The sequence below is a fragment of the Desulfovibrio intestinivivus genome, assembly GCF_053570665.1.
This window is the reverse complement of record NZ_JBRBQT010000001.1, coordinates 2,434,105-2,459,369: the sequence shown is the minus strand read 5'-3', so window position 1 is coordinate 2,459,369 and position 25,265 is coordinate 2,434,105. Positions and strand designations below refer to the sequence as shown.

Annotated in this window: 14 protein-coding genes; 1 reads left to right on the top strand and 13 read right to left on the bottom strand. The window is 53.7% G+C overall.

All coding sequences use genetic code 11. The features are described from left to right. Positions 1-26 precede the first annotated feature (26 nt). From ACUZ9P_RS10610 to aspA, 13 genes are all read right to left on the bottom strand, one after another. The gene (locus tag ACUZ9P_RS10610; protein WP_449249683.1) at positions 27-3,368 is read right to left on the bottom strand and encodes a non-ribosomal peptide synthetase; all 3,342 of its coding nucleotides are present in this window, start codon (positions 3,366-3,368) and stop codon (positions 27-29) included. Next, complete coding sequence (locus ACUZ9P_RS10605) at positions 3,365-7,756, bottom strand: beta-ketoacyl synthase N-terminal-like domain-containing protein (RefSeq protein WP_449249682.1); 4,392 nt, start codon at positions 7,754-7,756, stop codon at positions 3,365-3,367. Before ACUZ9P_RS10605 ends, ACUZ9P_RS10610 begins: the two co-directional genes overlap by 4 nt. Before the next feature lies 1 nt (position 7,757). After that, positions 7,758-11,309, bottom strand: coding sequence for an amino acid adenylation domain-containing protein (locus ACUZ9P_RS10600; RefSeq protein ID WP_449249681.1), 3,552 nt, complete (start codon positions 11,307-11,309; stop codon positions 7,758-7,760). Continuing rightward, positions 11,299-12,966, bottom strand: coding sequence for a (2,3-dihydroxybenzoyl)adenylate synthase (locus tag ACUZ9P_RS10595; RefSeq protein ID WP_449249680.1), 1,668 nt, complete (start codon positions 12,964-12,966; stop codon positions 11,299-11,301). The genes ACUZ9P_RS10600 and ACUZ9P_RS10595 overlap by 11 nt, the downstream gene beginning before the upstream one ends. A gap of 105 nt (positions 12,967-13,071) precedes the next feature. Continuing rightward, positions 13,072-14,310, bottom strand: a complete 1,239-nt coding sequence (locus ACUZ9P_RS10590) for an MFS transporter (RefSeq protein WP_449249679.1) — start codon at positions 14,308-14,310, stop codon at positions 13,072-13,074. Between the two features lie 94 nt (positions 14,311-14,404). Then, positions 14,405-15,511, bottom strand: a complete 1,107-nt coding sequence (locus ACUZ9P_RS10585) for an ABC transporter permease (RefSeq protein ID WP_449249678.1) — start codon at positions 15,509-15,511, stop codon at positions 14,405-14,407. 29 nt (positions 15,512-15,540) lie between these two features. Further along, complete coding sequence (locus tag ACUZ9P_RS10580; protein WP_449249677.1) at positions 15,541-16,491, bottom strand: ABC transporter ATP-binding protein; 951 nt, start codon at positions 16,489-16,491, stop codon at positions 15,541-15,543. Then, on the bottom strand, positions 16,488-17,441 hold the full coding sequence (locus ACUZ9P_RS10575; RefSeq protein ID WP_449249676.1) for an HlyD family secretion protein: 954 nt from the start codon (positions 17,439-17,441) through the stop codon (positions 16,488-16,490). Before ACUZ9P_RS10575 ends, ACUZ9P_RS10580 begins: the two co-directional genes overlap by 4 nt. A gap of 84 nt (positions 17,442-17,525) precedes the next feature. Beyond that, a complete protein-coding gene (locus tag ACUZ9P_RS10570; protein ID WP_449249675.1) occupies positions 17,526-19,814 on the bottom strand; it encodes a TonB-dependent receptor in 2,289 nt (762 codons plus the stop codon). Between the two features lie 73 nt (positions 19,815-19,887). Further along, positions 19,888-20,322 (bottom strand): ExbD/TolR family protein, encoded by a 435-nt coding sequence (locus ACUZ9P_RS10565; RefSeq protein WP_449249674.1) that lies wholly within the window; start codon positions 20,320-20,322, stop codon positions 19,888-19,890. A gap of 20 nt (positions 20,323-20,342) precedes the next feature. Continuing rightward, the gene (locus tag ACUZ9P_RS10560; RefSeq protein ID WP_449249673.1) at positions 20,343-21,023 is read right to left on the bottom strand and encodes a MotA/TolQ/ExbB proton channel family protein; all 681 of its coding nucleotides are present in this window, start codon (positions 21,021-21,023) and stop codon (positions 20,343-20,345) included. 10 nt (positions 21,024-21,033) lie between these two features. Next, positions 21,034-21,735 (bottom strand): TonB family protein, encoded by a 702-nt coding sequence (locus ACUZ9P_RS10555; protein WP_449249672.1) that lies wholly within the window; start codon positions 21,733-21,735, stop codon positions 21,034-21,036. Between the two features lie 904 nt (positions 21,736-22,639). Continuing rightward, on the bottom strand, positions 22,640-24,043 hold the full coding sequence (gene aspA, locus ACUZ9P_RS10550; protein WP_449249671.1) for an aspartate ammonia-lyase: 1,404 nt from the start codon (positions 24,041-24,043) through the stop codon (positions 22,640-22,642). A gap of 443 nt (positions 24,044-24,486) precedes the next feature. Here aspA and ACUZ9P_RS10545 point away from each other — a divergent pair, with 443 nt between their 5' ends. Beyond that, complete coding sequence (locus ACUZ9P_RS10545; RefSeq protein WP_449249670.1) at positions 24,487-25,230, top strand: IclR family transcriptional regulator; 744 nt, start codon at positions 24,487-24,489, stop codon at positions 25,228-25,230. Positions 25,231-25,265: the final 35 nt, after the last annotated feature.

Below are 25,265 nucleotides of genomic sequence, written 5' to 3'. Positions count from 1 at the left end.
AGCCCGGCAATTATGAAAAATACGTTTTACGGCTGCACAGCCTTGCCCCGGCGTGAATTTCTGGCAGCCAGCCGTTTTTCCGCATGGCTGCGTCCTTTGCCGGGGGCGTCTGTACTTCCCATTGTGATAAGACTGGCCAACGCATGCACGCTGGGTGCTTCAAAAAGCTGGATCAATGCAATCTGCTGCGGGAGTATCTGGTTAAGACTGCGATGGATCTTAACCATCAGAAGCGAGGTGGCTCCAAGGTCAAAAAATCTGTCATGGAGGCCAAATGACGAAATACCCAGATGCAGCCCAACAATTTCACGAATGCGCTCCTCAAGCTCCGTGCCTTTTTCCTGTGTGGCGATTTCTTCAAGCTGGGGAGCAGGCAGGCGCTTTCTGTCCACCTTCCCATTATCGGAAAGCGGCAACTGCTCAAGCACCACGTAATGTTGAGGCACCATATACAGGGGCAGTCTGGCCCGGAGGGCCGTGTGCAAATCGTTTGGGGAGGGCGAGCGCTGTGACTGCTGCGGCACCACATATCCCACCAGCCCTTTGCCTGCGCCAGCCAGCGGCATTATGGCAGCAACGGCAGCCTGCACGCCCGGCAGGGAGGCAAGGGCAGCCTCAATATCCCCAAGTTCAATGCGAAAGCCATTTACCTTCACCTGAGTGTCGTTGCGCCCCATAAATTCTATCTGCCCGTTACCGCGCCACCGAGCCATGTCGCCAGTGCGATAAAGCCTCTCTCCACTACGCGGGTGCGTAATGAAACGCTGGTCAGTGAGCGCCTTGTCCCCCAGGTAGCCCATGGCAAGGCCCCTTCCGCCGATATACAGTTCACCGGGCACATCATCCGGGCAAGGGGTCATGTCCTCATGCAGAACGAGCATTTTCTGATTCGCAAGCGCGCGGCCATAGGGAATGGACTTCCACCCTGCCGGGGGATCATTGGGCGACATTTCGTAAGCAATGGACCAGATGGCGGCCTCCGTGGCGCCTCCCAGACTTATCAATCTGGTTGCAGGAGAAAAGTGCGCAGAATCGCCCGGCAAGCGCGGCGGAATCCAGTCGCCGGAAAGCAACGCCAGCCGGGGCATATGCTCCACAGCCGCACCGTGTTCCACAAACATCTGCCACAGCATCGGCACAGAATTCCACAGGGTTGCCGGATGGCGGGCAAGACGGCGCACCCAGGCGGAAGGGTCACGTATTTCACGTTCATCAGGCAGTACAATATGCCCACCAGCCGAAAGCAGACCAAAAATATCATAGACCGAAAGATCAAATGACAGGGCGGAGATGGCGAATACACTGTCGTTTGACGAAACCCCGAATCTTGAATTGATATCGCGAATGGTATTTTGCACCGCACGGTGCGTCATCATGACGCCCTTGGGCGTACCTGTTGTTCCAGAGGTAAAGATGACGTAGGCCAACCTGTCCGGCGAGGTTTGCCGGGCAGTAACAAGCGCATCAGCCGCCGCGTCTGCCGCCGCATCTACCGAAGTGTCCTCCTGCCTGACGACCGCCAGCGGCAGATCATCCCAGTCATGGGCGGCTGCGCCTTGCTCCGCAACCACAGCCATGAATCCCTGTTGCAAAATGGCCGAGCGCCGCGCACGGGGCCACGCGGGGTCAATCGGCACATAGGCTGCGCCCGTAAGCAGAATACCCATGACAGCCGCAATCTGTTCCCAGCCTTTGGGAAGCCCCACAGCCACAAGGACATTCTGCGTATTTTGCGGCAAAGCGCCCGTCAACTGCCGCGCCACGGCGTAAGCCGCCTGAAACAGCTCGCCAAACGTCAGCGTGCGATCGGGCGCAATAACGGCCTTTTTGTTGGGGAGCGCCAGCACATGCTCCAGAAATCCCTGGTGCAACAAATGCCCATCGTCTTCAAAACAAGGGTCTGCATCGTGGCGTCGCGCCATCTGCTCTTCAGGCAATTCGGGCATGATTGGCTGCTGCCAGTCTGCGTCAGGCTTGCAAAGAGCTTCAACAATGCTGCCATAGCAGCGGAAAATGGCATTCTGAAGAACTTCGTCAAAAATCCCTTCCACCACATCCCAGTTGAAAACCAGCCTTCCGTCTTCCTCAAGAACCTGATGGTCAAGCCATATCTGGGGAGTCTGTGTTATTGTGTAGGCGGGTTTTCCGAACACGCCGTTGTTGGTGTCCAGAATTTCTCCCACATCCCCGGCGCCCAGCGCACTTGTAAAAACAATGGGCATAAGAACCGGACGCCTTTGCCGCTCGGAAATATCCTGAAGAACCTTTATGCCAGAGTACGCGCTGTGTTCCACATCCTGCCAGAACCGGGCGTCCAGTTCTCTGGCGTAATCAACAAAGCTTTCCTGCGGACGCATCTTTCTGGCCGCTGAAAGCATGGTTGTGGTAAAATCGCCCACCACATGTTGAATGGCCGGATTTTCAGATTCCCTGTTGAAAACCGTTATGTTAAGGCAAAAATCCGGCCGGGCGGCCCACTGGCCCATCACGGCAGCAAAGACTGTGTATAATACCACGGAAGGGGTAAGGGCGTGCCGGTTGCACATGGCCTTGAACGCTGCCCATTGTTCCGGTTCCAGACCGGCCTTCAAGCGTTTGAACCGCTGCACCTGCGGCTGTGCTTCCTGCGTTGGCAATTGCGGCGCAGCGGGAAAGTCCGCCAGCCTGTCCTGCCAGTATTTGCGGCACTCATGATAAAAACTGGTCTCTTCCTTACGTTTCTGCTCTTCCACATACTGACCGAAAGTCATGCCCGGAACGGGCATGTCGCCCTGGGGATGCGTATAGAAAAAACTTAGCTCCCGCAGACAGTTGCCAATGCTGTACACGTCCGCCATGACAGCATCGCAACTCAGGTGCACGCGCACAAAGTCATCGGCGATAATGCTTGCTCCAAGTGTTATTATCGGCCATACGGAAAGGTCGGGGACGCGGTGCGAAAGCTTGTTTCGCCGCGCTGCAAGGCGCTGTTCCTTTTCTGCGGCATCAAGCTGACGCAAATCCTCAATTTCCCAGCGCAGAGGCGGCACCTCCGGCACGATGTGAAACATGCCCTCACGCGTTACCGTGGCGCGCAGCATGTCGTGACAGGCAATAACCCTGTCCCAGGCTTTCTGCAGTCGTTCAACATCCAGGGCGCCGCAATCAAACTCCTGATATCCGTGGCTCCCCACGCCGCTCAGGTTGACGCCAGCCGTGCGTCCAATCCAGTAGGCGCGCTGCACGTCCGTCATGGGAAATTCTTGGGGCTCGCCCTCCTGCACCGGGCAAGGACTCTGTTGACGGCTGGTTCGGTGTTCTGCGCGGGCAAGCCCCTTTTGCCCTGCCAGCCGGGAAAAAAGCTGCAACTGTTCGGCGCTGAGACTCATGACAAGGCCTCCAGTGACGCAGAAACGTCCTCTGGGCGCATGTGCTTTACAGATTCAAGCAGTTCTGCGAGGGCAAACAGCCTTTCCTTTTCCTCCTGCGATTCGGTCAGGTAGTCTGCAATGTTCGCCACAGTCCGTTGACGGAATATCTGCGCTACGCTGAATGCGGAGAGATCAAAGAGATCACGGATTTCTTTTGCCAGGGGCATTGCCATGAGGCTGTCGCCCCCAAGCTCCACATAGTCATCATCAATACCTATGCCGCTTAAGCCAAGGCGCGACTCAAAAAGATCAACAAGAGCCCGGTCCAGCGCATGACGTGCTCCGCGCCATTCGACCATCAGCGGGGGGCGCTGCCCAACGCTTCCTTCGGCCTTGAGGTCGGCCGACTCAAGAGCATCCGTTGCAAGCCCGCGCTTGGTGCGCGCCTCTTCAAGCATGGCGGCAAGGCTGCGACCGCTGACAACAGGAAGCTCCACCATCATTCCGAAGCAAGCCTTAACCGCCGCAAGGGCAGCATCAGGAGCTATGCCCCCCTTCAGCTCCTCTCCGGAAAGCCGCGCATGCAACGAAGCCATCTTGTTGATCATGCCTACCTGACGCCATACGTCCCAGCGTATACCCATGACGCGTGTTCCCGCGCGCTGCTGCCGCATGGCCCAGGTATCCAGCACTATGTTGGCTACAGTGTTATCCAGTTGTCCAACAGAACCGCACAATGCGCCTATGGATGTATTAAAAATAACAAAATCAACGTTACAAAACTGCATCACCTTTTCAATGCCAAGCAATGGGATAACCTTGGCGCTCCAGTTTTCCGTCTTTTCAACGGACAAACTTTGCGCCTGCATCAATCCACCGCCAGTGACGCCGCTGGCGTGCACAATTCCAGCCACATCTTTATGTTCAGCAAGCACCTCATCCAATACCTGCATGAGTTCATCCTGCTTGTTGAGGTCGACATAGCGCGGCCTGACAATCGCCCACTCACTGGCGCAGTTCTCCCAGAATTCTGCGGATCGGCGCGTTTTCTGTAGGGGGACAAGTGTTATGCGGCGCTGCTGCTCGGCTGCCTGCCTGGCCAGATCGAGCATGAATGTTCGGCCAATGCCGCCACTGCCGCCAAAAACAAGGTAGACCGCCCCTTCACGCAGATGAATGTGCTCTTTTATATTTTCAGACTGCTGCACGCATTCAGGTTGCTCCTGCCAGAAAATTCCGGCGCGCACAGCCACAAGAGACGTCAGCGCTGTTGCCGCCATGCGGTTGCTCACAGCCTTTTCCAGCAGGTCGGCCAGTACCGGGGCGGAAAGTCCTTCTTCCACATCCAGCACGCAAGCCAGGGTATTTCTGGACTCAAACGGCAGCACACGGGCAGGAGCCAGCAAGGCGCTTCTGTCAATGATCGGCAGGGCCGTGCCAAAGGCCGCCGCTCCGGAGGTGAGCCAGTAAACACTCATGGCCTGCCCGTTGGCGCACTCGGCCAGCCATGCGCACAACTCCGCCGCCTCCCCGCACGTACGCGCCGCAGATGCCAGTGAATTACCGCCTTGTCCGGCAAAACGGCAGTCCACCAATGTATCCGGCAGGGCACGACTGCCCTGCAAATCCGCAAGAGTTTTGAACAGCAGGGTATTCCAGCCACGCTGGCGCAACGCCTCGGCAACATCAGCCCCATCTTTGCCCAAAAATCCTATAACGCCCTGAGGCATTACGGGCATTGTCACAGGTATCTGTCGCCAGCAGAGAACAGAAATTTCCATTCCCTGATCCGTTGGCGTCTTGCCGCCCGCCATATGCCGTTCAAGCCAGTAACGCTGGCGCTCAAAGGGATAGGTCGGCAAAGGCACAGCGTGCCCGCCGCCGCTCAGGGCATCTATTTTTGCCCAGTCAGCGCGGCCTCCCTGTTGCCAGAGTTGCCCTATGGCTTCCAGAAGGGCCATATGCTCCCCGGTCTTGCCCTGTTCTGAAGGCATCACGGGAATAATCGGCGAGTGTTTTTTGAAGGCCGGATGGCGGCGCAGCATGGCGCTCAGCTTTCGCGAAGGGCCAACTTCAAGCAATACTGCCTCGCCCTCATGGCACAATGTGGATATCTGGTCAGATAGCTGCACAGGGGCGCACAACTGGCGAACCCAGTATTCGGCATCCGTGGCTTCAGCTTCTGTGAGCCAGCTTCCAGTGACATTTGAAAGTATGGGCAGTTGCGGTCTGTGCAGCTCGACGCCCTCAAAAGCCTTGCGCAGCAGCGGCATGGCGAAATGCAGCAGGCTGGAGTGGCCCGCCTTTTCTGCTGCCAGTTTTGAGAACGGCAGGTCTGCCGCATTCAGCGCAGCCTCAAGTGCATTGATTCCATGCGCAGTGCCGGAGGCAACGCATCCGTTGGGTGTGATCACAGTTGCAATGCTTACCCCTTCTGGCAAAAGGAGTTGCAGCTTTTCTGACGCCATCGGCACAAAAAGCATTGCCCCTGACGGGGACTCGTCAATAAGCCGCGATCGTTCTGCAATAAGGCGAACGGCGGCGTTCTCGGAAAAGACCCCCGCCACGGTTGCGGCTACGTACTCCCCTGCCGAATGCCCCATCACAAAGGAGGGCTGTATTCCAAAGTCTTGCAACAGAATCGCCAGCGCGTATTCCACGGCAAACAGGGCAAACGTACCCAGACGCGTATCTGTGGACACTTCCTGACGATCAAGCGCCGCAGCCACGTCAATCCCGGTCTCATGCTGAAACAACGCGCATATTCTATTGAAAACATTTCCAAATTCTGGATGTAGTGCGCAAAGCTCCCTTGCCATGCCCGAATACTGCGATCCGAAACCGGGGAACAGAAAAGCCACGGGCCGGGCCTTGTCTGGATCTTCCAGCCTGTTTGTCCGGCGCAACAAAGCCGAAGATTGCAGCGTGCGCAAAAGTGACTCCGAATCCTGACAAACAAGGCTCAGGCGGCAGGCCTGCATATCGCGCCCCAAAAGCAGCGTATGCGCGAGGTCAGCCAGCGGGACAGGATGCGCCTGCCCCCATGAGCTCAGCTCCACCACCTTTTTTTCAAGAGCGGCAGTAGTTTTGGCGGAAAGGGTAATCAAGGTTGCGCCAGGGGCATCCGTAGCTGTGGGCTCCGGGCCTTCCTCCAAGATCAGATGCACATTGTTGCCGCCGATACCCAGTGAATTTACCGCTGCAACGCGGGTTTTGCCTGCCGCAACAGTCCAGGATTCTGTTTTGCCGGCAATTCTAAAAGGGGTAGACTTCAGCGCCAGCCTCGGATTGGGCGCGTGAAAATCCAGCGAGGCGGGAATAACCTTGTGATGCAGCGCCAGCGCTGTCTTGATCAGGCTGGCAACGCCTGCGGCGGCGTTCAGGTGCCCTATGCCAGTTTTTACTGACCCCAGACGGCAATACTGGCGGGGAGCGCTTTGGGGAATTGCCCAGGCCTGAGTAAGCGCCGCAACTTCCATGGGGTCGCCAATGGGCGTCCCTGTACCGTGTCCCTCCACAAGGCCAATTTCCAGAGGGTCAACACCAGACATAGCCAGAGCATCGGCAATGACCGCCGCCTGACCAGACACGGACGGCGCGTAAAATCCCGTTTTGTCCGAGCCATCGTTGCCAATGGCATAGCCGGAAATGACGGCATAAATGATATCCCTGTCGCGCAACGCGTCATCCAGACGTTTGAGCACGACAACGCCAACCCCTTCCCCTTCGTTCACTCCACTGGCATCATCGCTGTAGGCGCGGACATGCCCATCGCATGAAAGCGGCCCCTCCGGCTCATAGCTGTAGCCGGGGCTCACCCCGGCCTTCAGCGCCGCACCGCCCGCCAAAGCCACATCGCACTGCCCGGCGAGAAGAGCCTGACAAGCCATTGCCGCAGCCGCAAGGGACGATGAGCAGGCGCTTTGCACCGTCATTGCCGGGCCTTTCAGGTTCAGCTTGTACGCAACACGCGCAGCCAGATAATCCTTGTCGCTGGCTGCAAGCATATCCACCAGATCAAGAGGCTTGGCGTCCAGAATCCTGTCTGCAAAGCGCAGTGCGTAGCCGTTGAAATTGCAGCTTCCAAAAACTCCAACAAGCTGACGGTTGGCTCTGGGGGCCATGCCCGCATGCTCCAGAGCCGCATACGCGCATTCAAGAAAAATTCGGTGCTGCGGGTCCAGCATTCTTGCTTCGCGCGCGGGAACGTCAAAAAAATCGCCATCAAACATGTCTTTGTTTTCGAGCGCAAAGCCGTAGTGAACCAAACCATCGTCAGCATCGGCAAGCATCTTTCCACCGGAAATTCCGGCTTGCAGATTTTCCCAGAAAGCATCCAGGTTTTCCGCACCAGGGAAGCGCCCAGCCATGCCAACTATTGCTATTTTTAAAGAATTTTCTGTCATGTTACCTCCTGGGGCGCACGCGGGACGCCATGGCGCGGAGCTTTTCAACGCGGCCTTGAGTGTGCCCGGCTTCTGTGGAACAGAGCACTTCGGCATCAATGAGGTGCTTCGCCTGACTGGCTATGGTTGTGTACTGAAAAACAGAAAGAACAGGCACAGGCCGCTGCAATACCGCCGTGAGCCGTGTGGACAGCTGCATGGCAAGAAATGAAGTCCCGCCTGCATCAAAAAAGGATACCGATACGCCTGGCCGCGCTCCGTTGAGCACGGATGCCCACACATCCGCTATCTGCTGCTGGGCCTTTGTTTCAGGAACAGACGCCTCCCTGGCGCGGGGCTTGCTCAGGGAGGCCTTTGCCCGGGCAGTCAGGGCGCGCCGGTCAACCTTGCCGTTGGCAGTGAGCGGGAATGTTGATTCCAGACAAATTTCCGCTGGCAGCCAGGAATAAGGCAACCGACCTTTCAGGGCCAGGCCGATACGCTGGGCGTCCAACTTGTGATCTCCGTCCGGCTGGGCAAAAGCCACGATTTTTCTACTCTGCGAGTGCTCGGCCACAACGGCAACGGCCTGCCGCACACCGGGCATCTCTGCAATGGCTGATTCAATTTCACCAAGCTCAATGCGCATGCCGTTGATTTTGACCTGCGTGTCATCGCGGCCCATAAATTCAATATCGCCATCAGGCAGCATTCTTCCCCAGTCGCCGGTTCGGTAGAGCCGCTCGCCAGTCTGAGGGTGAGAAAAAAACGATTGTTCCGTCAGTTCCGGCCTGTGCAGATATTCCTGCGCGAGCCCCACTCCCGCGATGTATATTTCGCCGGGTACCCACAGGGGGCATGGCCTCATGGATGCGTCCAGCACGTAGAGCATCTGACCGGAAAGCGGTTTTCCATAAGGAACTGTCTTCTGCCCCGGCAAAAGCGCATCCACAACTTTTTCAACTGACCAGATTGCGGCTTCTGTCGCTCCGCCCATGCTGACCAGACGCGGTTCTTGCGGCAAGGCAAGGATGCTGGCGGCCAATTCTACTGGCAGCCAGTCTCCACTGAGCATAAAGAGGCGCAAATGCTTCAGGCATCCTCCTGTGGCTTTGGCTGAATCCAGCAGCAATTGCGCCAGCGCCGGCACAGAGTTCCACACAGTAACCTGCGTATGCTCCACCTGCTTCACCCACTCCAGAGGTTCGGCAAATTCCGCGAGCTGTGGCAAAACCAAAGCCGCGCCAGCCGCCAGAGTGCCAAAGATATCATAGACGGAAAGATCAAAGTTGAGTTGCGAGATGCCAAACACCCTGTCATTTGGGCCCACGGCATTCCTGGAATTGACATCTAAAATCGTATTCAGCGCAGACTGATGCGAAACCGCCACGCCCTTGGGTTTGCCCGTAGACCCAGAAGTAAAAATCACATAGGCCGTGGCTTCCGGATCGACATCCACCGAAGCGTCAGCCGCAACAGTCTGTCCGCCGGATTGCTTCTTGTCAGCTCCAGTTGCCCTTGCACTCCCAGTGTCATTTCCAGAAAAATCCGCAAGCAGCAGAGGTGTGCTTTCGACAGAAATTTCTGCAAGCTGGCAGTCTGCGTCAGCCAGAAATCCTTGGTTTTTCCCATCGCACAGGGCAAGGCGAACGCCGCCTTCCGCAAGGATGGTCAAAATACGGCTTTGCGGGTCGCTGACGTTCACGGGCAAGTATGCCGCCCCAGCGCGCAGCACCGCCAGAACGGCCACCACCTGAAGCCATCCCTTGGGAAGGGCAATGCCAACCAGTTCCCCCTTGTTGACCAGCAGTTCCGAGGTCAGCCGATGAGCCAGATCCCCGCTGAGCCGATCCAGTTCGCCGTAAGAGAGCGTCTTCTCGGGTGTAATGAGGGCGGTTGCCGCAGGGCTGAACGCGGCGCGCTTCAAGAAAGGCCCTGCCAGGCTCTGCCGGGCAGGGGGCAACAAGGCCAGAGATGCTGGCTGTATACGCGGCTGCCGCACGGTCTGAGCAGACATCCCCCACACCCCGCCGTCTGACAGGGCATGGGCCAGAGCTACAAACTGCTCAAACATGCTTTCAACAAGGTCGGGAGGGAAAAGACCTTGGGGATAATCCCAAACCAGCGAAAGTCCATCGCGATATTCCACAACCTGCGCGTCTATCCATGTCTGCGGAGCCTGATTGCAGGCAAAAATCAGCTCTCCGAAGCGTGAAGCCGCATCCAGATAGCTGCCGCCTGCAATGCCCGTGGCGCAGGTCAACACAACGGGAAGTGGGTTTTCGTTGGGTGTAGCGTGAGCGCGGGCGATGATTGCATTGACCTCGGCCCCGCTGATATCCGCATGTGACAGCGCCTGACAAATATCCTCATGGGCGGCGCGGCACAGCGCAAGAAAAGTCTGCCCCGCACCTGCGCGCACCGTCACCGGCAGCATAGAGGTAAAATCACCCAACACGCCGTCATAGGCTGCTCTTTCCCCTGCCCGGTCAAACAGGGTCAGGTTCAGAGTCATGTGAGGCGAACGGCTGAACCGCGAAAGAGTTTCACCAAGAATGGCAGCGAACATTCCCGCAGCTGTCACCCCGGCCCTTGCCGCGTGACTTTTGAGGCTTTGCCATGCATCGGCCTGCATGTGCGACGCAAGCCTACCTATGACGGGTGGCGTGAGTTCTCTTGGCTGATGGGCAAACGGCAACTGGGGCGCTCGGGGCAACTGCGCCGCGCGCGCCTGCCACCACTCCCGGTGCCTCTTTGCAGACGCCAGTTCTTTGCTGGCCTCAGCTTGCGCTACATATTGTGAGAACTGTCTGTTACTAATGCAGGCTTTTTTCTGCTGCCCAGTGTAAAGACCGTGCAGCTCGTTCAGCCACAAAGCCAGAGAGGCCACATCAAGCAGCAGGATATCAAAGCTGATATGGAGATATGCGCAAGGCGCGTTGTCCGTTCCGCTCACGCATATGTTAAACAGCGGCCAAGTTTCCGCTGGCAGCACTTCCGCCCGCATCTCCTCCCTGCACTCTGCCGTGGCATGCGCGCCGCAACGGCTGTGTATGCGGTACCAGGGAACCTCTGGCAGCACCTTTTGCTGCCCATCTGGCGTCAGCACTGTCCGCAGCATGGGATGGGCCAGTATTGTCTGGTTGAGGGCTTTTTCCAGACGCGGCAGATCAAATTTTCCCTTTGGCTCATGAATTTCCAGATAGCCGTGCGCGGCAATTCCCCCCAAGGGAAAAACCGTTTGACGCCCCAGCCAGTAAGCCCGCTGCATATCCGTGAGCGCAAAGGGCTGCCCGTCAACGATGCGTTCCGGCTCCTGCTCCGCAGAGCATCTTCTGCCCTGCTCCACCAACCGAACCCAGCTTCCCAAGGTTGCATCTTTCAGCATATCCGCAAGCTTGACGCTTACGCCAGCTTTTTTGAGCATAACAGGCAGACGCATCATCATGAGCGAACTCATGCCAAGCTCTATGAGGGAATCTTCGTCTCCTATCAATTCCGGGGAGCAATCAAGAACTTCCGCAATCCAGCGGCGCAAGCCGAGGCGCGATAGTATCGGAGCTTCAGCATTCATGTTCTGCTCCTTTAGCTTCTGCAATATGTTGCTGATATTGCATCAGAAGCTGCTCGCGCAAGCTGCGACGGTTATTTTTGCCCACCGCAGTGCAGGGAAACGAAGGAACAAATACAAACTGATCGGGGATCTTGAAGGTCGTCAGACCGTTCTGTTGTAAAAAAAGACGTAGCGAGCGCGCGCTCAAGCCATCGTCATCGTGCTCGTGCACATGGATAAAAGCGCATATACGCTCGCCCAGATGCTCGTCCGGAATGCCCACAAGCACGGCATCACGCACTCCATGGCAGGTTACAAGTACATTTTCCACTTCTTCGGGAGTTATTTTTTCTCCGCAACGCTGGATTTGATCCTTTTCCCGCCCTTCAAGCACCATGCACCCGTCAGGCCTACGCCGCGCAAGGTCCCCAGTGCGAAAAAATCCATCGGTGGTAAACGATTCCGCATCGACATCTGGCCGTTTGTAGTAGGCATGGATGGTGTATGGCCCGCGAATCTGCAAACCACCGACGGTATTATCCGGCACCTCCTTGCCTGCGGCGTCAACGATACGAAACTCGTCCGCCGGGCACACGGGTTTTCCCTGTGTGCTGCAAACCGTTTCTTCATCCATATCCATGCGGGTCATGCTTACCAGACCTTCAGACATGCCGAAAACATTCTGAAAGCGGCAGCCGAATACTTTTATGGTGCGCCTTGCAAGTTCTTCACTCACGCGCGCGCCACCAACCTGGATGCTCTGTAAACTGGGAAAATCCCCCTCACGATCCAGCAGTTCCGCCATGTCGCACCAGAGAATCGCCGCAGGCGGCACAAGGGCGGTGCTGGTGACGGAATGCTTGTCTATCAGGTCAAAGCATGTGTCTGGATCGGGATTTTCGGCTATGACCAGGGTTCCGCCGCATAAAAAGGTTCCCAGCAGACCAGGTGCGGCCAGCGGAAAGTTGTGCGCCATAGGCAAGGTGGCCAGATAGACGGTTGAGGCATCGAACCCATTGGCGGCGGCGTTGTAACGGGCTGAACAGAGGTATTCACAATGGACGCGCGCAATCAGCTTTGGGGTGCTCGTGGTGCCGCCCGAAAGCAGAAAACAGAGCAGGGAGTCGGGCATGGCAGGGTCTTGCGGCAAAGCAAAACCGGTGCCAAACAAGGATTTGAAAGGAACAAACTCCTCTGCATTGCCGCGCACAATTACGTGATCAAGGCCGGGGTACTGCTGTTGCAGTTCGCGAGCCAACGTGCGGTAGTCAAAGCCCGACGCCTCGTCGGCGCAGATATAGGCTTTTGCGCCAGCCGCCTCCACAAATGCGGAAATCTCTGCCTTTCGATGCGCGGGCAGAGCCATAACCGGGGCAACCCCAAGGCGGACAAGGGCAAAAAAGGCAACCACAAATTCCCAGCAGTTTGGCAATTGCAAAACCACCGTTTGCCCCGCCGTGAGCCCAAGTGCGGCAAACCCGGCGGCAGCCTGAGCCACCTTTTGCTCCAGCTCAGCATAGGTAAGGCAAAACTCGCCATCAATAACAGCAAGATGCCCTGTGTGCTTACGCGCCAGATCACTCAGAAAGGTGTTAAGCGTTTCCTCACGCCAGTAACCTTCCGCCCTGTAGCGCTCTATCTCCTTTATCGGCCATCCAAGATCATGCGCGTAAAACATGTTCACCTCATCTCGCTTGCCGGAAGCAGTTGTGTTGCGGCAACAAGCGTGCTGCCGCGAATATTCATCTTGCCAGCCGCCTTTGTTAAGGGGGCGTTCGCGCGCTTAAGCCACAGACGCGCGGGGTTCTTTTTTTGCAGAGGAGGACACATAAAATCTGGCGAAGATGCCCCCTAGCGCCGAGCAGGCTAACGCTGCGCAAATAGTTGCACTGTAACCCAGGCGACCAGCCATAACCATGCCCGTGCCCCCCATGCCCATTGCAAAAAACTGATATATGCTGAACTGCACTGTGTAGTCTGTTGCCGGACTTTCTTTGGATGCATGATCCATCATCAGCGTGCTAAGCATGGTGACTGACGGCACATAGCCCAGAAAATGAGCCATGACCGCAGCTACGACCATACTTGTGCTCACGTTTCCCATGGCCATAAAAAGCACCGCTGCAATACTGAGCAGCTGCATCCCCAAGCAATAATTCATGGTGAAACTCCGTCCATGGCGGGAAATCATCCACCCTGCGAACAAGCTGGAAGCAATGCCCATAACTGGACCGAGCACATCCACATAAAACCCGATGCGTTCAAGCGACCAATGATTATCCACCAGAATTGGCGTCAACAGACTGTAGGCAACTGTAATTCCCATGGGGAAAAGCAACAGCATCACAAGCCAGGATGTCATGCCCGGCTGACGCCAAAACCCCACAAGCCTGGCAGCGGCCTGCAAACCACTTTGCTTTTGAATTTGCAATTCATCTTCAACAAAGAAAAGCAGTTGCACCAATGACACGGCAGTGCCCAGAGCCAGAATCAAGACAGACTGACGCCAGCCAAGGCTGGGGTATGCCATCAACACAAAGCCTGCGCCTATCATAAAGCCGAGCATGCCCCCGGCAGTCTGAATGCCATTGCCGATGCCCCGCTCTTCTTTGGAAAGGATGGAGCATACCAGGCCATCTGTTGCGATATCCTGGGTTGCTCCGCACAGGGCCATGACGATGCACAGCAGATAAACAGAGCCAAAGTCTGTTTGCACATCCAGGCTTGCGATAGCACAAAGCACCACAACCAGGAGCGACTGCATCAAGATCAGCCAACCACGAAAATGACCAATTCGTGGTGTGAAACGAATTTTATCCACCAAGGGAGCCCACAAAAATTTGCAGGCTCCAATCATGCCAAGGGCATAAACGGAGCTTATCTGCTCAAGAGGAGCACCCTGCTTGCGTAATATGGCAACAAGTGCAACTGAAAAAAAGCTCAGCCCGAGATATTGCGTAGTGTAGAGGCTGGCTATCAGACTCCATACAGAAAAAGGCTTTCGTGATAACATTGCTAACATACGCATCCTTGAAATTTACACCTGTTGCCTTCAGGTGATGCCTATAAGCTGAAGAATGTATCCAAATTTTGCTGTGCGCCCAGATTGGAAAGGCCTAATCCAGCGTACGGCGGTAGCAGCGGATGGACAGTGTGCAGACAACCGCCAGAATCAGCACTAACGCGCCAAAATCCACCCAGATATCAGCAAGGGTATTACCTTTAAGAAGAATCCCGCGCACAATCCGCAAAAAATGCGTTACCGGCAATATTTCACCAAGCCATTGCGCCCAGTCTGGCATACCCCGATAAGGAAACATAAACCCAGACAAGATGATGGACGGCAGCAGAAAACCTGAAGAAGCCTGATTGGCCTGCATCTGGTTTTTGGCAATGGATGAAAAAATGAATCCAAGTGCCAGATTTGCGCAGATAAAAACCACGCAAACCAGAAACAACAAGGCCATGGAACCCATCATTGGCACATGAAAAAGCACCTTTGCAGCTGTAAGAATAACCAGTATCTGACCGAATCCTATAAGGATGTAGGGCGAAATCTTGCCAAGCATCATCTCTAGGGGCCGAATGGGGGCCACCAGCAGACTTTCCAGGGTTCCACGTTCACGTTCACGGGTCATGGCTATGGAAGTCATCATGATCATGGTTGATGAAAGCACCACGCCAAGGATACCGGGAACCACGCTGAACGCCGATTCGTTTTCTTCGTTATACTTGCGGTGCACCAGCAACGAGTACGGCGGGCTCCCCTGCTTCAATTCAGAAAGCGGCCCGGTGAGATCCGCATTTATGGCTTTTGCCGCAAGCCCGGACAGGGCAGCTATGGCGGCGGAAGTGGCGGAAGGATCGGTTGCGTCAGCCTCGACCAGCACCTCGGGGCGTTCGCCCCTGGCAACCTTTCGTGAAAAATCTACGGGAATATTGATGACAAACTGGGTGGAACCGTTGGCCAGCGCCCGCTGCGACTCCGCTTCCGTTGCATTGCGGTTGGTGATCAAAAAATAGCCCGATACTTCCAGGGAACTTACAAACGAACGGCTCATAACCGACTGATCACCATCAACCACAAGGGTGGGCAGATGCTTTGGGTCGGCATTGATCGCATAGCCAAACAGAAGAATTTCCATAAGCGGCACGCTGAGCAACATGGAAAACGTTGCCCGGTCGCGCTTCATCTGGATCAGTTCCTTAATCAGCAAAGCCACAAAACGCCTTAGGGAAAATCCACTAAACATCAGGCCAGCCCCATCTTCATATCTTTCAGGGCACGGTTCATGAGAAGAATAAACAGATCCTCAAGCGATGCCTCGGCGTCTGACCACACCAGCGCCGGGTCATGCCGCCAGGGGCGGATCGCCTCTTCAAGCAGGGCTGCATCTGCGCCGCCCACGTGCAGGTCATTGCCAAAGGGTATAACCACATCCACATGGTTTTGCGACTCAAGCCGCTGCGCTATGCGGGTAAGAATTGCTGGCGCCAGGTCTGGCTTGAGGCATGCGGAGTACATTTTCATGGGAAACATTTTGATAAGCTCGCGGCTTGTGCCGCAAGCAAGCAGTTTGCCATAGGCAATGTAGGCAATGCTGTGGCAGCGCTCCGCCTCATCCATATAGTGTGTTGACACAAGCACGGTAATACCCTCTGCCGCCAGTGCATGTATCTGCTCCCAAAATTCCCGCCGGGCTGTAGGGTCCACCCCTGCGGTGGGTTCATCCAGAAGCAATACCTTGGGCTTGTGCATCACGCAGCTTGCCAGTGCCAACCGTTGCTTCCACCCGCCAGAGAGCGACCCGGCCAGCTTTTTGCGCTGGTCCCACAATCCCAGTCGGTGCAGCACGCTCTGGATTTCACGGCGCACATTGCTCAACCCATAAATGCGGGCTGTAAAGGCGAGATTTTCTTCAAGAGTCATGTCTTCATAAAGCGAAAAACGCTGAGGCATGTACCCCACCTGTAGTTTGATCTGATCTGCCTGCGTCAAGATATCGAGCCCAAGGCAGGTGCCAGTGCCTTTGTCCGGCGTCAGCAGGCCGCACATCATCCGCAGGGTCGTGGTTTTTCCTGATCCGTTGGGGCCAAGAAAACCAACAATCTGGCCCTCTGGAACGCTGAACGACACAGAATCTACCACAGTAGCATTGCCAAACGTTTTGGTAAGGCCCTGCACTTCGATGGCGTTTGTCATTTATGGAAAACTCCCGTCACGGGCAGCCCCGGGCGTAGTTGCGCGCAAGACTCAAGAGGAACCGCTTCAACCATAAAGGCCAGCTTGCCCGATTCGTTACGCGAATAAAGCACCGGCGGCCTGTAGGCAGCCTCGGAAGAAACAAAATTTACGCGAGCGGGGATGCCTTTGCCGCAACCTTCGCATTGCAGCAGAATTTCCGGTTCTGCGGACGTCCAGCCAACCTGGGTCGGGGACAGAAAAAAACGGGCCTTGATGTTATCTGGTGGCAGCAGTTCCACCACGGCCTGCCCACTCGCTATGGTTTCTCCAGGCCGATAGATGATATCGTTTACCACGGCATCAGCAGGCGCTATCGCTTGTCGCAGAGCCAGATTCGCCTCTGCCTCGCGCACAGCGGCCTGACGGAATTGCAGCATCTTTTGCGCGGCTTCAATTTCGCCTTCGCGCCCAATGCTCAGCTGGGCCAAACGCAGACGGCTTTCGCTGGCGCGGATTTTTGCCCTCGTGGCCGATTCCTCTGACCGCAGGCGCTCAACTTCATCCATTGACGCAGCACCGCTGTGGCTGAGATTCAATTTACGGCGATACGACGCTGCGGTGTAGGCAAGCTGGGCCTTGAGCTCTGCAATGCCAGACTGCAAGGCTTCTATTTCATCATTCCGTTCCGCAGAAAGTAGATTGGATACTTCCGCCTTTGCGGCCTCAAGCTCGGATCTGGCCTTGTCCAGTGCGGCTTTTTCCCTGTTGCTGTCGAGGGTAAAAAGGACTTCTCCCTCCTTAACATGACTGCCGCGCGAAACAGAGAGGGTTTCAACAATACCGCTTGCAGGCAGAGAAACTCTGACAAAATCACCTTCAACATAGCCCTGAACTTCAGTATCTGACCGCCCGTAGCAGCCGCCAAGGAGGCTGGCTATGACAACAGAAGCAAGAACCGCGCACTTCATTGAATTCTCCGCCATGAGGTGCGCTTTCTCTGCAAACGGCATCCCGCAGTGCAGGGAAAACGCACCCCTGAGTAGCATTATTGCCTAAAACTTTTTGGTAAAGTTTATGCCGAACATAAGGGGATCAATAAGGCTGACTACCGTGTTCTGGTCATAAGTCGAGTTTCTGGCGTTCATGTAACTTGCGGAAGCAAGCGCACCCTGGTTGAGGAGATTCCTCCCCCAAAGGTTTACCTCGTAGGAATCGTTGCCAACAGTAAAGCTGGCATCAACCGTTCCATAGCCTTCTTGCTCAATCCTGTTTTCAACATCAAAGTAATACTTTGAGCGATAACGGTAGATTGCGTCAAAAGTTGCAACCAGATTGTCCCATGGCAAAGCAAATTCATAGCCAGCGTTGGCCCTGCCAGTAAATTTTGAATGGTACTGCTGTTGCTTTCCACTGGCATCAATCGAGCCACCATAGGTTCCGGGGGCATTCTTAAAATCAACATACGTCGCATCCGCGTAGCCCACGCCAATCCCAACATGTATGCCATTATCAAATTTGCCTTTGAGACTGGTTTCAAAACCGTAGGATCGGCTTTGGGGAGCGTTGATAATTCCGGTTATACCGGTTGATGAGTCATAGGCCAGAACCTGCTGATCACGCCAATCAACATAGAAAAGCGAGGTATCAAGGCTAATGCGCCCGTCAAGAAACATGTTCTTCATACCGAGTTCATAGTTGATTGTGGTTTCCTCATCGTACTTAAAGCCCGGCTTGTTGTAGAACAATGAAGTCGAGAAGCCACCAGATTTGTAACCACGGCTTACGCTGAAATAAACGTTGTTAAATTCGTTGAAGTTATATTTGATTCCGCCCTTTGGGGTAAAATATATATTATCCCAAGTGCCATCATACTCACGAACCATTTTCAAACCAGGCCCATCCCAGAAACCTGCAATATAGTCTTCCCCAAGGTTGGATGACGCCTTGAATTCATAAGTTTTTTTGTCGTAGCCAACACGCGCTCCACCAAACACCTGCCAGTGTTCGTCAAAGTCGTATGACCCATCGCCAAATGCGGCCACAGACCAACCGTTCTGCTGCCCCCGCAATTCCAAATCCGCATGATTGTCGTTCATTGACCAAGGGAACCAAACGGAGCCGGCATCCCACTTGTTCGTTATGGAGTTCGTAACGTCCGTGCGGTTGTAGTCCGCATACACGCCAGTCACATATTTGAATGCCGCTTTATCAGGGGAAGTCAGCCGAAGTTCCTGAGAAATCTGCCCGAAACTTTCCCCATATGTTCCATGATCCCGAAACTGGAAATTTGTAAACCCAAATGCGTTATACATTGCGCTGACATTATTGAAGAAACCAACAGGTCCGTAGTTACCCTTATAATTCATGGCAGAACTGCGGTACCCTGTGAGCGAGGTCAACTTATAACCGCTGTCAAAATCATGATTGAGCTCAGCCCTGACGCCACCAGAGTTATTGCTCCCACCAAGAGGGCTTGAAACATTATAATGGCGCTGGTCATTATTGTAGTCATCCATAGTCATGACGGCGCCATCGTTGCGATACTGCTTCTGTATATCAGCACTAAGATCAAGAGTTGTGTTTTCCCCAAGCATCATGAACCAGCTCAAGCGTCCCTGATAGTTGTTCTGCTTGCCGACATTGCCGCCTTGATCGTTATCCCACACATGCCCAACCTGATCGTATGCAAAAGCTGCGCGCACTGCGGCTTTTCCGTCCCAAAGGGGGGCGTTGCCCACAACCTCGGAGCGAAACTGCTCTTTATTGCCGACGCCGATTGTGACATGACCTTCATACTTGCTGGGATCTGGTTTTTTTGAATTTATGTTGATTGCACCGCCAAGGGTATTGCGGCCATACAAAGTGCCTTGAGGACCACGCAGCACTTCAACTTGCTCAACATCAAGAAGGTTGCCCATATAGTTGTGAATCTGTGAAAGAGGAATGCCATCCAAAAACATGCCGACTGCGGGATCCGTTTCAGAAATGGTTGATCCAATACCACGAATGCTGATGTAGGCTGACATGGCACTACCGGTTGCGCCGGTTCCCATTGAGGCGTTCGGGGTTGAAGACACCAAATTTTCTACATTTGTAATGTGATCAGCCCTCATTTCTTCAGGAGTTGTTACCTCCATGCTGATGGGCACGGCGTTTTCCGCCTCCGAGCGCTTTTGCGCTGTAACATGCACCACATCAAGGGCTCTTTTTTCTTCGGTACTTTGCCCTGCTGCATCAGGAGCCCCCCCCGCTGCATCATCCGCTAGTGCAGGCCCTGCCAGGCCGCACAAGCCCATAACCATCAACCCCGCCACCAAGGAAACCTTTCTTCTTCGCGTCATTCCCCAGTTCTCCTCTCGATGCCGAATACACATCGCAGACTGCAGTTAAGGTTTGTATTATAAATGCAAATCGTTACCTTGTTTCGTTTTGAGGTGAAGTAACAAAGGCAATTTTGGAAAGACCGGCCTGCTGAGCAAGCGCAAGAACCCGGGCGATGTTTGTGTATTGCGTTGATTCATCAGCATGGAGATTGATACGCGCATCGCCGCCATTTCCACGTTCAACACCCTGTAGTTCCGTAAGCAAGCCATCTTCTGTAACAGGTTTACCATTCATGCTGTACGCGCCAGCGCCGGATATTTCGATAGTTATATCCGAGTTCTGCAACTCATGCTTCTGTGCATTTTCTTTTGGAAGGTTGAGTTTAAAAGCCTGATGAATTACTGGCGCCGTAATAATAAATACGATGAGCAGCACAAGCATTATATCCACAAGAGGAGTAACATTTATGTCACTCATAACCTCGCCATCCATTCTTGCGCTCAAGCTCTTTCCGCCGACGTGCATATACCTTCTCCTTGTTGCGGTTACTTGGTAGAAAGTGGCCGCTGCCCTGTAACAAGATAGGTTTGCAGATCTTGGGCAAACAGCCCCAGTTCCTGCAGATTTCTGCGATTGCAGTTTGCTATGGCGTTGTTGCCAAGCACTGCCGGGATAGCCACAACCAGACCAAAGGCCGTCATGACAAGGGCTTCGCCGATAGGCCCTGCAACCTGATCAATGCTCATCTGCCCGCCGCCACTCAGGGCAATAAGGGTGTGGTAAATACCCCAGACCGTGCCAAACAACCCTACAAAGGGGGCTGTTGCACCAATGGAAGAAAGAAGAACCAATCCATAGCTCTGGTAATATGAAATTTTATCCAGCACACTGGCCATTGAGCGAATGACCCAGTCCGCATGTGCATTTGGGTTCTGTGTATCCGCCGCAGTAGAACAAAACCCTTGAGAAGCGTATCTCCCTTCAAGTGCTATCTGTTTCCATGGCGAAGCATTGTTGCAAATGTTATCAATAGATTCATCAACAGTATCTTTCATCCAAAAATATTTTGATCTTGCACGATTCTTTTTAAATTTCTGCTGTCTTAAAATCCCAATTACAATCACTGTCCACGATGCAATTGACATAAGTAAAAGTATTATGGCTACTGTATGGGTTACGGCATCGCCATGCCCCCATATGCTTATCAAGTTAAATTTGTTTTCCATTAATTTTCTCCTAATTAGTCAACGAAAAATCGACCACAACACTATATTCGTGATCTGCGGCCAGCCCGCCGATCTTGTACGGTTCAAAACGCCATACTCGCACAGCGTTGCTCGCCGCATCATCCAGCCGGGGGAAACCGCTGGACCGCTTGACGCTGACAGCCCCTGCTGTCCCGTCCGCTTTCACCAGCACGTTGAGGACGACGCGCCCCTCCTCGCCCATGCGGCGGGAAAGCGCAGGATATGAGGGCTTGACCCTGCGAACCACTGTGGCCGAGTCCCCACCAGATCGTAGTTGAGCGCTTTGCGAAGCCGGGCCCGTGACGGGCGAAGCATTTTCCGATGTCCGGCCTTGCGCAGCATCAACTGAAGCAGATGACGATTTTGGGGTTTGAGGCTTGGGCTTGTATTTGGGCTTATCTTGCTGCTTGGGCTTTGGTTTGGGCAGGTTAACGACAGGCTGTGGCTCAGAGTCGATCACGGGTTCAGGCTCAGGAGAAACTTCTGGTTCCGCAACTTGCGGAACAAAGGCTTCTGTTGCTGAAGAGTCTGGAACAACAGCAAATTGAATAGAAATTGCAGACCCGTGTTGTGTTGATATATCCAAACGATCATTTGAAAATACATATGCAATGCAAAAAAATACCAACAGATGCAATGCACATACTATCATTATCGCAGGTAAAATATTTCTTTTAAAAGAATACAGCATACTACTCATCTAATTATTACAGGTGAATAAAGGTTATTTAAATTAGATAAAAAGAGTTTTAATCAAAATAGATATAATTATTGCGTCATACCATCGGCAAAACTACAGATAGCAAACTGATAAATAACAACTTTGATGCTCTGCCCGTCTAAAAATCAGCTAGGCAATCAGTTCAAGTTGTTAAACGAAAGTGAAGATCGATTTCATTCTTAGTGAAATAGAAAATGGATGTCAATATCATTCACGGAATTATTCATTAAATCCACGAATAACTTGCGCCTGGCAGGGCGATATGCTTGATTGGAAATTATGTGAGTGGATGGGGTAGAGGTGAATCTCTCTGTCCAGAAATGATTGTTCGTATGGCCAATAAGTCGCTAATTGATATAAACCCTATGATGGCCACTCCTCTTTTTTATTCTGAATTTTCACGTAGGTCATGGCTGCTATGGGATCACAAACGGGGTCACAAGCCTTCGCAAACAAAAAAAATAAAACAAATTCAACGTGTTGAAACTCTACATTTCAAATTGTTCCGAGTTCCGTCCTTGGCATCATTTGAACTCAGAGAGAGTTTAAAGAAGCCCGTTAAGCTGAAGGCTTAACGGGCTTTCTACTTTTCAGACCTCTGTTCAGTTCAAGAGATTCTGGCTTGCTCTTCTTTCTTGGAGAGGCTTTGCCCCCGCCTTCATCTCAAAAAGTTACCGTGAACATTGATCCGCAAGGTTAAATAAAAAACAAACCTTACGGGCGTGGGCAAGCAAATCAAAGGCGTTTCCGCTGCCTGATTCATTCTTCAACGTAGAATATTCCGCCTAGGTGCACGCGGTAGCGCGCAGGCCTGAGCGGCTTTTTATTGTCTGGAGTTGCGGATTGCCCCGCAGCGTTACCGTAAGGTTGTATTTTACAGGTGCGCGCGGCTTGGGCGGGTCATGCTTTCGGGCGAAAGCAGTTTCTCAAGTTGTTCCGCAGTCATCACGCCATGCGCAAGCGCCACTTCAGAAACTGATTTATTGGTATCCAAGGCCTCTTTGGCGATTGCCGCCGATTTTTCGTAACCGATAACCGGCACAAGATTGGTCACGATACCGATGGAATTGATTACGAGTTCCAGGCAGCGTTCCCTGTTGGCGGTAATGCCTTCCACACATTTTTCCCCAAGCGTCCTGCATCCGATGCCCAGGCGTTCCACCGCCAAAAAAAGCGTGTGGGCAATTATCGGCTCCATGACGTTCAGTTCAAGCTGCCCCGCCTCTGCGGCCATGGTTACAGTCATGTCCTTGCCAATGACGTCAAAGCATATTTGGTTGATCACCTCGGGAATGACGGGATTGACCTTGCCGGGCATGATGGAAGAACCCGGCTGACGGCGCGGCAGATTTATCTCGTTAATACCCGTACGCGGGCCGGAAGAAAGCAGACGAAGATCATTGCAGATTTTTGAAAGTTTGACGGCAAAACGCTTGAGCACGCCCGAAATCTGCACATAGCTGCCTGTGTCCCATGTGGCTTCAATCAAGTTGTCTGACGTCACCACATTGAGCCCGATAAGATTGCTGAGATGGTTGCAAACAATGCGCGAATAATCTGAAGGCGCGTTGATGCCGGTGCCGATGGCCGTGGCCCCAAGGTTAATCTCAAGAAGCAGTTTACGATTTTTTTCAACGCGCAGAATGTCTTCGCCGATGGTTGTTGCGTAAGCCGAAAATTCCTGGCCCAGCGTCATGGGCACGGCGTCCTGCAACTGGGTGCGGCCCATCTTTACCACATCGGCAAATTCCACACCTTTGCGCGCAAAGCAGCCCTGAATATACCGCATGTGCTCCATGAGGTTGGTAAGCTCGGCATACAGAGCCAGCCTGAAGGCTGTTGGATAGGCATCGTTGGTGGATTGGGAACAGTTGACGTGGTTGTTCGGGTGGCAATACTGGTAATCGCCCTTTTCATGACCCATGATTTCCAGGGCGCGATTGGCAATAACCTCATTGGCGTTCATATTGGTAGAGGTACCTGCCCCACCCTGAATGGTATCCACCGGAAACTGGTCATGCAGTTTGCCCGCCAGCAGTTCATCGCACGCAGCGCAGATGGACTTGCTTATGTTTGCAGGCAATGCGCCCAGTTCCGCATTGGCAAGGGCCGCAGCCTTTTTTACGTAAGCCAAAGCCCTTATCAGCGAAGGGCATTGGGAAATTGTGCGGCCAGAAATGCTAAAATTCTGCACGGCCCGCATGGTTTGCACGCCATAATAGGCATTGGCCGGAATTTTCATTTCGCCAAGAAAATCGTGTTCTACACGCGTTTTCATTTTTTGCTCCAAGGTTGCGACCATAAGCAGACTTCGCCGCAATGCAAAACGGGTTTTGCGCTTTTCCCCATAAATATCCCAAGGGTACTCTGCAAGTAATACAGTCAATCTATGTATATCCGAACCCTAGCTTGGCAACAAGCATTTGCGGCGCGAGACCGCAGACATGCCCGCGGGTTATACTTCCGCTTTCAGGCCCCCCTGCTGTTCTTCCGCGTCAACGGGCATGCTTCCTGTTTCGCATCTTTTTTGAGCGCGCCCTTTGCCGCCCTCGCGCATGCATCTCCCCGTCTATTTTACTGTTATCATGGAAAAATTTTTTTTCGTGGATGTCGAGCGATCACGTTTTGCTATGGAAAGAGCGGACTGCTTGACACAAATCTTCTTGCATCCTAGGTTTAGTTCAACAATTAGGAATTCATTCCAAAATATTGGAAAAATCTATGTCAACATTACAAAGAACCATGGCGATTCTCGAGTGTCTGGCGGAGCAAGGCTCAGCCAACACAGCGCAGTTGATTGAACATTCCGGCATGCCCAAAAGCACTGCTTACCTTTTGCTGAAAGAATTACAGGAACTCCGTCTGGTAAAGCAGGATGACAGGGGTAATTACCGGTTGTGGGTCAGGCTTATCGCCCTAGGAGAAAAAGCCGCGGCGCAGCTGGATGTCCGCGAAATATCCCGCCCGCACCTTACGGTTCTTATGGAGCGCACTGGTTTGCTCTGCCACTTCGGCATAGTGGACGGTGATTCTGCCTACTATATTCTGAAAATTGAATCACAGGGCACCATAAGTGTGCGCTCTTACGTGGGCAAAAGGCTTTCTCTTTACAGGTCGGCCCTTGGGAAATGCCTTTTGGCATGGCAGCAGGACAACATTCGCGAATCCATTATTGCCGGGACGACGTTTGTGGGTACCACCCCCACTTCCATCACCAATTCTGAAGCTCTACGCGTGGAACTGACTCGCATTCGCCAACAAGGGTGGGGATTTGATAATGGGGAAGACGAGCCGGACGTGCGTTGCGTGGCCGCCCCTGTATTTGACGCCAGGGGCGCGCTGGCCGGTGCCATTTCGGTTGTTGGCGCATCCATGCAGATATCGGACGATACCGTTCCGGAACTTGCGCGCGGTGTTGTTGCCTGCGCAAAAGACATATCACGTGATCTGGGTTGGAACGGGTAAGGCGCGCAGCCATCTGTTCCAGACGGACAACTAAC

Coding starts and splice junctions, on each gene's coding strand:
- aspA (WP_449249671.1), bottom strand. CDS start 24,043: ATGAAAACGCGTGTAGAACACGATTTTCTTGGCGAAATGAAAATTCCG.
- ACUZ9P_RS10560 (WP_449249673.1), bottom strand. CDS start 21,023: ATGGAAAACAAATTTAACTTGATAAGCATATGGGGGCATGGCGATGCC.
- ACUZ9P_RS10570 (WP_449249675.1), bottom strand. CDS start 19,814: ATGACGCGAAGAAGAAAGGTTTCCTTGGTGGCGGGGTTGATGGTTATG.
- ACUZ9P_RS10605 (WP_449249682.1), bottom strand. CDS start 7,756: ATGACAGAAAATTCTTTAAAAATAGCAATAGTTGGCATGGCTGGGCGC.
- ACUZ9P_RS10610 (WP_449249683.1), bottom strand. CDS start 3,368: ATGAGTCTCAGCGCCGAACAGTTGCAGCTTTTTTCCCGGCTGGCAGGG.
- ACUZ9P_RS10580 (WP_449249677.1), bottom strand. CDS start 16,491: ATGACAAACGCCATCGAAGTGCAGGGCCTTACCAAAACGTTTGGCAAT.
- ACUZ9P_RS10600 (WP_449249681.1), bottom strand. CDS start 11,309: ATGAATGCTGAAGCTCCGATACTATCGCGCCTCGGCTTGCGCCGCTGG.
- ACUZ9P_RS10545 (WP_449249670.1), top strand. CDS start 24,487: ATGTCAACATTACAAAGAACCATGGCGATTCTCGAGTGTCTGGCGGAG.
- ACUZ9P_RS10565 (WP_449249674.1), bottom strand. CDS start 20,322: ATGCACGTCGGCGGAAAGAGCTTGAGCGCAAGAATGGATGGCGAGGTT.
- ACUZ9P_RS10575 (WP_449249676.1), bottom strand. CDS start 17,441: ATGAAGTGCGCGGTTCTTGCTTCTGTTGTCATAGCCAGCCTCCTTGGC.
- ACUZ9P_RS10590 (WP_449249679.1), bottom strand. CDS start 14,310: ATGTTAGCAATGTTATCACGAAAGCCTTTTTCTGTATGGAGTCTGATA.
- ACUZ9P_RS10555 (WP_449249672.1), bottom strand. CDS start 21,735: ATGCTGTATTCTTTTAAAAGAAATATTTTACCTGCGATAATGATAGTA.
- ACUZ9P_RS10595 (WP_449249680.1), bottom strand. CDS start 12,966: ATGTTTTACGCGCATGATCTTGGATGGCCGATAAAGGAGATAGAGCGC.